A 12055-nucleotide genomic window follows, 5' to 3' on the forward strand; every position below is an offset into this window, starting at 1 on the left:
ACTGCTTCACCCTTTCAGGGTTCGCAGTGACGCAGTAACTTCACAATAAAAAATTCTCCCTCCATGGGAATTTTTTATACACGCTCGCGGCAGGATAAACCTGCCTTCGCCCGCACGGCGCGCCCCCATCTGACTTCACAATAAAAAATTCTCCCTCCATGGGAATTTTTTATACACGCTCGCGGCAGGATGAACCTGCCTTCGCTCGCACGGCGCGCCCCCATCCTTGGGGGCGTGGGGGCAATATTATATCATGTTATCAAGACTTACATGTATCGGCCGACGGCGAGGGCTACGGCCCTCATTTCGCCCATAAGCTGGATGAAGTGTTCAGGGCTGATGGTCTGGGCGGCATCGCTCCATGCCTTGTCAGGTTCGGGGTGAACCTCTATTATCACACCGTCCGCTCCGACTGCGATGGCTGATTTAGACAAAGCCGATACGTACTGCCTGTGTCCGCCGGAGTGGCTGGGGTCGATGATTATCGGCAGGTGCGATTTATCCTTAACAACAGGAACGCAGCTTATATCAAGCGTGTTTCTTGTTGCTGTCTCAAACGTTCTGATACCCCTTTCGCAGAGGATGACTCTCTGGTTCCCCTCACTGAGGATGTACTCAGCGGCCATGAGGAACTCTTCTATAGTAGTGGACATGCCGCGTTTAAGCAGGACAGGCTTATCTGTCTGCCCAAGCATGGAAAGCAGCGCGAAGTTCTGTATATTGCGCGCGCCTACCTGAAACATATCGGTGTATTTGTAAACAAGCTCAACGTTTCTGGGGTTTACCACTTCAGTGCATACGGGAAGGCCTGTCTCCTGCCTTGCGGTGGCGAGGTATTTCAGCCCCTCTTCACCGTGCCCCTGGAAAGCGTAGGGGCTTGTTCTGGGTTTAAATGCGCCGCCGCGGAGGATTTTTGCGCCCGCCGCCTTAACCATCTGAGCGGAACGAACTATCTGCTCCTCTGACTCCACAGAGCAGGGGCCTGCGATTATGGGAATTTCCCCTCCGCCGAATTTTACTCCGCATACGTCCACGATTGATGTTTCAGGCTTGACTTCTTTGCTGGCGAGTTTGTAGGGTTTACTGATGGGGACTATGTTGTCGACACCGGGCATTTCGGATATTACGCAGACACTGTCTTTCTTGACGTTAGTGCCCACAATGCCGATGACGTTGCGCTCCTTTCCGTAGATGACGTGGGGGCTGAAACCGAGTTCCTCCGCTCTTGCCACCACGTCTTTCAGGTGCTGTTCTTCCGCGTCCATTCTCATTACTACTATCATAACTTTCCTCCGAAAATTTCCGGCGGCGGTGAGAGAAAAGACCCCTTATGCGGACAAAAAAAAGGCCGCGGGGCTTTCTGCTGCCCGCGGCCTTGTTATTTTATACATTTCCTGTATTTTAACTACACCCTAAGCAGCCTCTTCAAAGAAGAAGTAAAAATAAAAGCCGCTAAAAAAGTAGTTAAAATATGCCTTTACATTGTTCATGGTGGCTATAATGCTCCCGTGATTCACATATGTCAATATCTATTTTTATTGAAAACGTAAATTAATTGTCAGATCCAGATCTTCTCCACAGCGCCCTTAACGTTCCTCGTACCCAAGCCGTGGGCTATGCAGTCCGCCGCTGCTGCGAAATCCAGTATTTTTGACCCTGCCAGATGCCAGCCGGCTTCAATAAGGTGTACGGACATGGGAGTGGTCGGCCCCAGAATGATCCTGAATGCATCCTTACGGATATGAGGCACATAGGTATGAAAGGTTTTATTGATGAATGTTACCCCCGTAATCATCACCACATCGCACTGCGGCATTATTTCCGCTGCGGCCTCCGGCTTGTATGTTCCCTCTATGTCCTTAAGCTCAAAGATTTTAAGATCCGCCCTCGCCTCACCCATCATCTCAAGCATCGGACGGAACCAGCCGACCATGCCTACCTTTTTCCCCCTGAATGTCTCAGGACGGAGAAAATCCTCTCTCACTGAGGACTTGTTATTGAGTGCGGAGTTGATAATCGCAAGACCGATTCCCGCCTCGAAGCTGTTTGGTGAGCTGTAATACCTCTCCGCCGTTTCCAGTGCGTTTCTTCCGCGCAGATCCTCTTCCATGGTTCTGGCGGATTTGTGCATTGGCAGTTCATTGCGGAAGGTGTAGGCCATGCCGCTTCCCGCATCGGTTTTGACTGCTGTATAGTCAAGCCCCAGAATATAATCCTGAATTATTGCATTTTCCAGAAGAGGGGCGGCCTCATCAAATATGTGGGAGTAAATCATTTTCTTATGCCGGATTTCCCGAAACGGTTTTCAAGAACACCGAGAACGGCCTCAAACTCCACTCCCCTGTATTCCAGCGCAACCACCATATGATAAATTATGTCTGCGGCTTCCCCTGCTACTGATTCATCGCTCTCTTTCAGAAAAGCCCTTATGAACTCGGCGTTTTCCTCGCCCAGCTTTTTGACAAGCTTATTTTCGCCCGCTTCCAGAAGCTTGCAGGTGTATGAGTCGTCCTGCGGGTTGCGTTTTCTTTCTCTGACAGTTTCTACCAGTTTTCCTATGATCTCGGTGTTCATTTATACCATCCTTACCGGAACGCCTCTTGCCGCGAGGTACTGCTTCACCTCTGCTATTGAGTATTCCTTATAGTGAAATATGCTTGCCGCCAGCACAGCGTCTGCGCCGCCCTGCGTAACCCCTTCGTACATATGCTGCGGATTTCCAGCCCCGCCGGAAGCGATGACGGGTATCGACACGGCATCCGCCACAGCGCGGGTAAGCCTGAGGTCAAAGCCGTCCTTAACGCCGTCCTTATCCATACTGGTCAGCAGAATCTCTCCGCTGCCGTATTTTTCCATCAGCGCAGCCCACTCAACAACATCAATACCCGTGGCCTTACGTCCGCCGTGGGTATAAACCTCCCAGCCGCTGCCGTCCGCCTTCATTTTCGCATCTATGGCTACAACTGTGCACTGTGAGCCGAACCTCAGCGCCGCCTCACTGACAAACTCCGGTCTGGCGACCGCTGCCGAGTTGATGGAAACCTTGTCCGCGCCGGAGTTCAGCAGATTGCGTATATCATCAAGAGTCCGCACCCCGCCGCCCACGGTAACAGGCATAAACACACGCTCCGCAGTTTTTGCCACCACGTCGAGAATGATGCTTCTGTTATCGGAACTGGCTGTTATATCAAGAAATGTCAGTTCATCAGCGCCTTGTTCATCATAAATCTGCGCCACTTCCACAGGATCGCCCGCATCGCGCAGATTCACAAAGTTTGTCCCCTTAACAACCCTTCCGTCCTTAACATCCAGACAGGGGATAATTCTCTTCGCCAGCATATATATTCCTTGCTCTGTATTTTTATAAAACCTTGTCTATTCCGAAGCCTTTCAGAAATGCCCTGACCTCCGGGTCATCCAGCCTGACTTTATCCGGTTCAGGCAGATTATAGCCCGCTTCTTTCAGGAAAAAGTCGTTCTCAGCCAGATCCATGGGCTCACTGTCGCCGTACTGCGCCTTGAAGTGGTTGTGGAGACCGAGAAGAAAACGCAGGGCACTGTTTCTTATCTCCTCCGTTGTTCCTTCCGCCATGAAGGTTAGCTTGGGGGATGTATTGGACATGCCGTACATTATGAATCCTTCCGCCCAGTCCGCCCGTATCTGACCGTCAAACTCCATGGTTTCGACACCTTTAAGCCCGCAGAAAGTATCCTTTATCACCCTGACGATTTCGTTTGTGATATGCTCCTTTGCCTCATTGCTCACCGAAGTTGTCCTTATCTCCTTGGTGATGAAACGAAAGGGGATTGAAGCGAAATATTCGTTCAGATTTGTTATTCCGGATTCGGTAAACACCTGCTCCAGAACAAATATATTCTCCACAGCATCATCACGGGGTATTCCGTCCTCAACATCTGTGGTGAAAAAGTGGAGCGAAGCTTCTATCTGGTAATCCCTGTAGCCTGTATCCGCAACGAATGAGGATATGCTCCCATATCCGGCAAGCTCCGCCATCTCAGCCATATTCGCCGTGATTGTCTCCTTCCAGAGGGAGTGCCCTTTTGTGTGGAAAACAGTTTTGCCGCCGAGGGATTCCACATAGCTTTTCACCCCGCTGGTGTATCGGGCATCTATATAAACTGTTTCAGCTATTTCCTTTATCCTCTCCGCCTTTTCCGCTGCCACGCCTTTTGCGGAAAGCTTTTCAAGCAGTTCAGGCACAGATTTTTTCAGTTTGTAATCCGCAAGTATATAAGCCAGCGCATCACCGAGATAATGCCCGAATGCTCCTGCCTTAAGAGCATCAGCACCGGAGGTAACGGAGCCTCTGTCCGCGTCCAGATCAAAGGAATGTATGCGGAAGCCTTCTGTGAGAGCTTCGGAGAATCCGGCGACTTTTTCTATCATCTCTTTTCTGGTGGGATCAGCCAGCGCCGCACCGGAATTTACATCCAGATCCGCGCCGAGGAGCAGAACATCCGCCCCGAACACTGCCCGGAAAAGTTCTGCATATTTGCAGCCTGTTCCGCCGAACAGGTTCACGGCTATTTTGGATGTATCCTTATCCGCAAAATAGGCTTTGTATGTTTTCACCATTTTGTCAAAGTAAACGGAGTATGCCTCATCGGTTTTATCAGTGATTTTCCCTTTTGCGGAGCCGAAGCGGACGGCGGCGTTTGTTTTCAGCGCCTCATTCATCTGCTTAAGCAGGTAGGTGTGGATTCCCTGTATTCCGATGCCGAATTTTGCGCCGTTGGTGGTTACTTCCACATGGGAGCGGGTTATCTGCACATGGGCATCCGCACCAAGCTGGTTCTGGTTCTGATAAACCTGACCGGAGCCGGAAACGCCTATGATATAAACATTCACGCCTGTTTCCGCCAGCCCATCGGCAAAGGATTCCGCCAGCGCTTTTGATGTGGGGCCGTTGTCATAACCGATTACGCACGTATCGCCCTCATTAAGGGCAACTTTTTCACCGCTGCGGAGAGTGAAGCTCAGCCCGCCCATGAGGATGCCCGCAGTTTTTGCCGCATCCGGCGTGAAGACAGCCTTCCCGCTGAAAAAATCACCCGGTTCGCCGACATAGGCTCTTATATCATATGAGGCAGGTTTAAAAAGCTTGTCCGCATTTTTAACCACGCTCTCAGGCGCATTGACATGTTTAAAAGGCATATCTAGTCCCCCGTTAATTCCGATAAGCTTTTATAGCCCAAAACAGCAAGGCAGATCAAACATATATTGCCCCGCACGGGCGGCAGACAGGTTATTTCAGACTTAATCAATTTTTCTTTATTTTTTTGTTGACAAAGAATACTCTCTTTAGTAATTTAGCGTTCCCACAGATGCCCAGGTAGCTCAGTCGGTAGAGCAGTGGACTGAAAATCCACGTGTCGATGGTTCGATTCCGTCCCTGGGCACCATTTCTATTTCCAGCATGTTCCAATAACTTTCTAAAACCTTTATAAAGCCCTTTAGATACTGTATGTTAGAGTATATTAACGTCTATTAAATTCCAACATGTTCCAGACCTTTCTGTTGGTATGTATGCCGACGTTTATTATAAAGTTAAAGACGATTTATAACAGAAAACAACTGTAGTCACCTTGCTTATTGAGTAATTAATTCCAAAATATTTTTACTTATAGGTTCTACTGTGGCACATAATTCTTTATCACTATGCAATGAAACCCAGTCATATTCTTCATATGTATAACTGCTAGGCAGGATCTCCTTATTCCTGGATGCTTTGATAATATAATAACGATACTTGGCTTTTTTACCGAGCCACAGTTCATTCTTTTCGGATTCAGGGATTTTATCAACACATGCTTTGATTATATACTCATCTCCCATCGAAAAAAGGATAAATGCATTTTTTATTTCTCCTTCAAATCGATTATTAGAATAATCCTTCTTGCCTGTTAGTTTCATATACATTTCATATGTCTCCTTATTAACAACAATATCTGACTTATAATACCCAATATTACCTATCGAATATGGAGATATTAATATCTGCTTATGAAAAGAGTATCCATTGACTACTTTAGGCAGGTAAAAACAAAAAAACATAATCAAACCAGCTATCATAACCGATAGCAAAGGTTTCAGTTTTGATTTGTTTCTTTTAATTGTAAGGTGACATAAAAACTGCAAAGTAAGCATTATAAACATTATAATCAGAATAAAAACTGTATCACCAATTGTTTTTATTACTGATGACCTGAAAATTACTATCAGCATAACAAAACAAAATGGTGTTGAGAACAGATATAAGAGTACAAACTGAAGGCTTAAGTTAGACTTTTTATTCTTTTTAAAAAAAGAAAGAAGAAACAAGCAATATAAAACAAGGATTATTGTATTTAAAATATATTCTCCATATGGAATAATAATCAGATATATAAGCAAATAAGGAAGTATGGCTACTCCAAACTGAACACCTATTTCATAATATTTATTTGCTAATTTGTAAAATACAATTCGAGCAAATAGATAGCATGGCATTAACATCAAAAGGAGAATTAAAGAAAGAATTAATGTCCCCAGTAATGCAATTATAATAAAAATCCATAAAGAAACACCATCTGTTGCTAATGGAAAAGCATGAATGTTTTTAAAAAAAAATAAATTCCATAGGACTGATATACACCCCGATATAAATAAAGCTAAGCCTACCAATTCACTAACTGTACTTATGCTACCTATCTTTAGCCCAAAAATATTATATGAGCTATTTTTATTTTTTATCCAATCTCTTAAAAATACTTTTCTTAGATGTCTGGAATTCATCATTTAAATTCTCTCTTCAGTTTTAGTCACTATTATGATGAAAGTATCTAAAATATTTGGCCAAGCTAGACATTGAAAATCCATTAAAAATATGGTCACTATATTTATATCAAAAACAGTTATTAACACCTAAGGGAATCTGAAAAAAAATAGGAGAATATGTCTAATATTATTTAGATGGTACTTTCAAGATCAAAACACCACAAGAACCTCTTTTGTTGGTATATATTAAAAATAACCAATAACTATACTTTTATCATAAATAAGATATATAGTTTTTTTCGATTCATCCCTGCTCTATATGGTGTTTAATCAAAAATACAAAGCCTCCCGCAGGAAAGGCTTTTTTTTAGTACTCATCTGCCGTAAATGTCGTCTATCCTCACAATATCATCCTCGCCGACGTATTCGCCGACCTGAACTTCTATCATTGCAAGCTCCACTTTGCCTTCGTTTTCAAGGCGGTGTATCTGACCTGCGGGGATATATGTTGATTCGTTAGGGTGCACATAAAAGCGTTTATCGCCAACGGTTACTGTTGCTGTTCCGCTCACCACCACCCAATGTTCGCTGCGGTGGAAATGCTTCTGGAGAGAAAGCTTTCTGCCTGTTTTAACCACTATTCTTTTAATTTTATATCTTGAGGATTCAAGCAGAACTTCGTATGTGCCCCACGGACGGTGAACAAGCCTGTGGGCTTCGGTGAGCTCAGGCTTACGCTTTTTTATCGCCTCTGTCACTGTCTTAACTTTCTGCGAGCTTCCTTTTTTTGATATTAAAAGCGCATCGGATGTATCCACCACGAGAAACCCTTCAATATCCACAAGGGCTATCTGCCTCCCGGAGGAGATAACAAGGTTGTCGGATGAATCCACATACACAGGCTCAGGAGAATCCTCCGAATAAGCAATTACTGAGTTCCCGTTTTCGCCCGCTTCCGCCTCGGCATCAAGAGAGTCGAAACTGCCGAGATCAGACCAGCCTATATCACAGGGAACAACCTTTACTATATCCGATTTTTCCATTACCGCGTAATCGATGCTGTCTGCGGGAATGGCGAGCATATCCTCATGCTTTATCCTGTACTGACGCTCCTGAACAACCGCTTTAGCCTTCAGTGCCGCTGCGGAGGCCTCAAAAATTGCGGGGGAATGCTTTTTTAATTCATCAAGAAACACACCTGCTTTGAAGCAGAACATGCCGGAATTCCAGAGATATTTCGGCGGGAGTTTTTTTGAGGCATGCTCTTTATTTGCGCTTATATATTCCTCTGCCTTTTCCTTTGCCGGTTTCTCTTTGAAGCTCCGCACGTCCACTCCGTCCGCCTCGATGTAGCCGTAGCCTGTTTCCAGGTAGTCCGGTGTGATACCGAAGGTTACGAGAAAGCCCTGATCCGCCAGCTTTTCTGCTGTTTTCACCGCATCCTCATAGGCGGACTGCTTTTTGATGAGATGATCAGACGCAGTGACAAGAACAATCTCCTCCGGCTCAAGGAGCATACACGCCAAAGCAATTGCCGGAGCGGTGTTTCTGCCTACGGGTTCAAGGAGAAAAACAGCCGTTGAGGATTCGGCAAGCTGATCGGATGCCAGAAAAAACTGCTCTGCATTGGAAACCACAAGCGAGGATGAGCAAAGGCTTCTGTTCCGCTCCTCTGTCATCTGAAAAAGAGATTTATCATTAAAAATTTTAACAAACTGCTTAGGAAGACTTGTGCGGCTGAGAGGCCAGAGCCTTGTCCCTGAACCGCCAGAAAGAATAACGTTTATCATGGTACCTCTGAACTGAATAAGATTAACTTTTCATGGAAAAAGAGTAAATACACAAATGACGGATTTACAAAAAATTTGGAGCTGGTCTATATTAAGAACGATGTTACCGCTCTCCGTTCTATGGATATGTATTGCAGAAGCCGTTTTACACTTTGTCAGTTAATGAATTAACAGCTTCGGTGTATTTATTGATAATAATATCCTCACTAAACTGACTAATCATCTTTTCTCTGCCTTTGAGCCCCATTTCCATTCGTTGCTCTATTGGCATTAAAAATAGCTTTTCCATATAATAAACTAAATCCACAGAGTTTTTGGGATTACACAAAAAACCGCTGCTCCCGTTATCGACTGCATTTCTGCACCCCACGCTGTCGGTAGTTATTATGGGTTTTGCCATACTTGCTGCCTCAAGAAGGATTCTAGGCACGCCCTCTCTGTAATATGAAGGCAGTACCACGCAGTCAGAAGAGGCTATAAAATCCTGTACTCTGTCGCTTACCCCGTAGTATTTTATATATCCGGACTGCTCCCATGCCCGAATATCCGATATTTGGGCATATTCAGCCGAACCTTCTTCCGTAGTACCGAGCAAGATAAATTCTATATTTTTATATTTTTCTTTAAGAACAGCTGCCGCTTCCACATACTCTTTTAAGCCTTTCTCCCATAATAGACGGGAAATGAAAGCAAAAGTAAATTCCCCTCTTTTAAGGGTATTCGTATTAGGCTTAAATAGTGTCAAGTCCACTCCTGAGCCCGGCAGTATGTCGCTTTTATCTTCAGCAGCAAGCCCCATCGAAATAAAAAGGTCGTAGTCTTCACTGTTTTGGAAAAAAACCTTTGAAGCCTTATTTAAAGAAATTTTATATAGGAGCTTGGCTATTGACGTTATTACACTCTTTTTTACGAATAAAGTACCCAAGCCTGTTATATTATTTATCGTTTTTATTTTGAGCAGCGATGCAGCAATCGTTCCGTAGATATTCGGTTTTATTGTGAAATGACAGATAACATCGGGCTTGAGAGCTTTGTATATTTTGTAAAAGTTTATCATTGTCCTGAAGTCTTTTACGGGATTTGTTCCCTTGCCTGACAGTTCTATGGGGTAAAATTTAAACCCGGCTACTTTAATTTTTTCTGCATATTCATCATACGGAGCAACGGCGATAACTTCCCAGCCTTGATTTTGCAGTGCTTTCATAAGGTTGAGCCTGAAGTTAAGTATGCTCCATGAAGTATTACTTGCCAGAATAATCTTTTTCATTGTTTAAAGCTCTTCGATATTTTTCTGAAATTATATTTATATCAAAATCCTTTGCTCTGCTTTGCCCTGCTTCTGCATACTTTTGGCACATATTTCTGTCGTTGAGCAGAGAACTCACGGCCTCAGCAAGCAGATCCGCCCTACCGACAGGATAAAGAACGCCGAATTCTGCATAGTCGATTTCGTCTTTGACTATAATGTTTTCATCGGATTTCGGAGAAAGAATTTCTCTCGGTCCGCTTATACAATCTGAAGAGATTACGGGCAAGCCGCAAATCATAGCTTCGACAAGCACATTCGGAAAACCTTCCACTTCTGAACACATTACAAATAAGTTACTTCGTGCCATATACTTAAATGGATTTCCCTTTTTGCCGAGGAAGTGACATCTAGCAGATACATTCAGTTTTTCTGCAGCCGCCAGAAGCTGCTCCTTATCCCCGTCCCCAAGAAAAACGGCTTCGATATTTGCAGGGAGTGTGCTGAGAGCATTAATCAGATCTATATTTCGCTTTTGTTTGACTAGCCTTCCGATGGAAACTATATATTGCGTATTTTCTTTAAACTCAAAATCGTTCACCTCTTCATCGGCAGATAGTTTGATGTAGCTTGTATCATATGGGTTATGTAAGATGACTATTTTATTTTTGAAGCCGAATGTATCTTCCAATTCTTTTTTCATTGCCTTTGATTTTACTATTATCAGATCTGTCATAGGATATAGGAAGCTAATGAGTAGTTTGTTTATTTTTCCGGTTAAGCCTTCTTTGTCGTATTTGCAGATAGGAATAGTATTTACCACCTGAACAATATGTTTTGAGAAAAATTTTGCAGCCAGAATATTTACATAATTTGCACGGAATATATGGCTTTGAATAAGTTTGATTTTTTCCTGTTTTATATATTTTTTGAGCTTAAATGCAAGAATTGGCAGATATAATAGTTTTAATAAGCCGCTCTCTCTGCCGCACCGCTCTGTTAAGTAAGTAATTTTTATATCCTTGACAGAATAGAAGTTATTTTTCTCCAGACAAATAAGCTCAATATTTTCTTGTTCAGCGACTGCCTTCAGAATGAGAGATACCACTCTTTCCGCACCGCCGCAAGTGAGGCTGTTAATAAGGATGGCTTTTTTCATTATTGCCTCCTTTAATTTTATAATATGAGTAAACGGTAAGAATTATGAGGAATGCCAGAAAGTTTTCTCTGTATCTGATTGCGCTTCCCGGGTTTAATACGCCGAACGGGTAATGAACAAATAGAATAAAGATATAAGATATAGAAAGATAAGACAGATACTTGATATTGATACGCAGACGAGTGAGTGAATACAGCAGCATTTTTAATAAGAAATAGGACATAAAGGTCATTATAAATATGCTTTCAAAGAAAGCTATGCCTTGTACGGGTTTTTGTAATACCTCCTGCCATGTAGGTCCTAAAAAGCTTATGAACATACCGTAAGGAGCATTACGGAAAACATCGTTCTGCTCAACCCATACTGTGTTTTCTCTTGTTGAGCCTGCGTCTGCGTTGAAGTGGGCGGGAAGTACGAAGGATACTTCATTTATTTCCGTACGGAAGCTGTATAGAAATACGACGAAGCATACAAAAACAGAAACAAGAAGAAATCCTTTGCCGTATGCTTTGAAATTCAGCCATTTGGAAAACTTGATAAAGCATATCAGCGGGAGGATGGCTGAAAGGTATTGAGGTTTGAATACAATAAGCAGATAGAATGCAAACCATTCTATCATGTTCGGCATTCTTTTTCGATCTTCGTTCAAATCAAACATAAAGCCGAGTATTACGCCCATAAAGAAACAGCCCACTGCTTCTTTAGAGGCAATAGATGTCCAAACGCTGAACGACGGAGTACATAAAACCAGCAGAACAGCCACATAGTATTTTTGCGGCAGTCGGCTTTTCTTCAGCGCATAGAATATGCCATATGACGCAAAGAGCATAAAGATAATATTTGCTCCGTAAACTCCCAATACCTTAGAAAAAGAGCTTGCGATTAGGCTCATCAGCGTGGTTGATTCAAAAAGAATGAGCCCTGCATTTATTTTCCCGCCTGACAGATAGCCGAAGGTATCACCTAGGCGAGTGAACTTGGAATACACCTCCAATGCAAAAAAGACATAGAAAAACCTGATGACCATAAAGGAAAACCAGTATTTATTACGCCATGTCAGCTCTCGCGGAGTGTTGTTCATA

10 protein-coding genes and 1 tRNA gene are annotated in these 12055 nt (G+C 43.6%); 1 reads left to right on the forward strand and 10 read right to left on the reverse strand.

The genetic code is table 11. From position 1 onward, the window contains the following. Positions 1-266: 266 nt before the first annotated feature. The 5 genes from aroF to OSQ85_RS00385 form a co-directional block, all read right to left on the reverse strand. Positions 267-1283: a 3-deoxy-7-phosphoheptulonate synthase gene (gene aroF / locus OSQ85_RS00365; RefSeq protein WP_265820646.1), complete on the reverse strand. Its 1017-nt coding sequence runs from the start codon at positions 1281-1283 to the stop codon at positions 267-269. Between the two features lie 275 nt (positions 1284-1558). Next, positions 1559-2275, reverse strand: coding sequence for a Rossmann-like domain-containing protein (locus OSQ85_RS00370; protein WP_265820647.1), 717 nt, complete (start codon positions 2273-2275; stop codon positions 1559-1561). Next, the gene (hisE, locus tag OSQ85_RS00375) at positions 2272-2574 is read right to left on the reverse strand and encodes a phosphoribosyl-ATP diphosphatase (RefSeq protein WP_265820648.1); all 303 of its coding nucleotides are present in this window, start codon (positions 2572-2574) and stop codon (positions 2272-2274) included. The genes OSQ85_RS00370 and hisE overlap by 4 nt, the downstream gene beginning before the upstream one ends. Further along, positions 2575-3339, reverse strand: coding sequence for an imidazole glycerol phosphate synthase subunit HisF (gene hisF, locus OSQ85_RS00380; RefSeq protein ID WP_265820649.1), 765 nt, complete (start codon positions 3337-3339; stop codon positions 2575-2577). 22 nt (positions 3340-3361) lie between these two features. After that, positions 3362-5176, reverse strand: coding sequence for a phosphohexomutase domain-containing protein (locus OSQ85_RS00385; RefSeq protein WP_265820650.1), 1815 nt, complete (start codon positions 5174-5176; stop codon positions 3362-3364). 172 nt (positions 5177-5348) lie between these two features. On the opposite strand from OSQ85_RS00385, the gene OSQ85_RS00390 reads away from it, so the two are divergent. Further along, positions 5349-5424: transfer RNA gene (locus OSQ85_RS00390), tRNA-Phe, on the forward strand. A gap of 187 nt (positions 5425-5611) precedes the next feature. On the opposite strand, the gene OSQ85_RS00395 is transcribed toward OSQ85_RS00390, so the two are convergent. The 5 genes from OSQ85_RS00395 to OSQ85_RS00415 form a co-directional block, all read right to left on the reverse strand. After that, positions 5612-6799 carry a hypothetical protein gene (locus OSQ85_RS00395; RefSeq protein WP_265820651.1) on the reverse strand — a complete coding sequence of 396 codons (1188 nt, stop codon included), beginning with the start codon at positions 6797-6799 and terminating at the stop codon, positions 5612-5614. A gap of 353 nt (positions 6800-7152) precedes the next feature. Further along, the gene (locus tag OSQ85_RS00400; protein WP_265820653.1) at positions 7153-8568 is read right to left on the reverse strand and encodes a mannose-1-phosphate guanylyltransferase/mannose-6-phosphate isomerase; all 1416 of its coding nucleotides are present in this window, start codon (positions 8566-8568) and stop codon (positions 7153-7155) included. A gap of 145 nt (positions 8569-8713) precedes the next feature. After that, positions 8714-9835, reverse strand: a complete 1122-nt coding sequence (locus OSQ85_RS00405; protein ID WP_265820654.1) for a glycosyltransferase family 4 protein — start codon at positions 9833-9835, stop codon at positions 8714-8716. Then, positions 9810-10973 carry a glycosyltransferase gene (locus OSQ85_RS00410; RefSeq protein ID WP_265820655.1) on the reverse strand — a complete coding sequence of 388 codons (1164 nt, stop codon included), beginning with the start codon at positions 10971-10973 and terminating at the stop codon, positions 9810-9812. Before OSQ85_RS00410 ends, OSQ85_RS00405 begins: the two co-directional genes overlap by 26 nt. Next, complete coding sequence (locus tag OSQ85_RS00415) at positions 10951-12000, reverse strand: hypothetical protein (RefSeq protein WP_265820656.1); 1050 nt, start codon at positions 11998-12000, stop codon at positions 10951-10953. Before OSQ85_RS00415 ends, OSQ85_RS00410 begins: the two co-directional genes overlap by 23 nt. Between the last annotated feature and the right edge of the window lie 55 nt (positions 12001-12055).

This window comes from Geovibrio ferrireducens (assembly GCF_026226615.1).
Taxonomy (GTDB): domain Bacteria; phylum Chrysiogenota; class Deferribacteres; order Deferribacterales; family Geovibrionaceae; genus Geovibrio; species Geovibrio ferrireducens.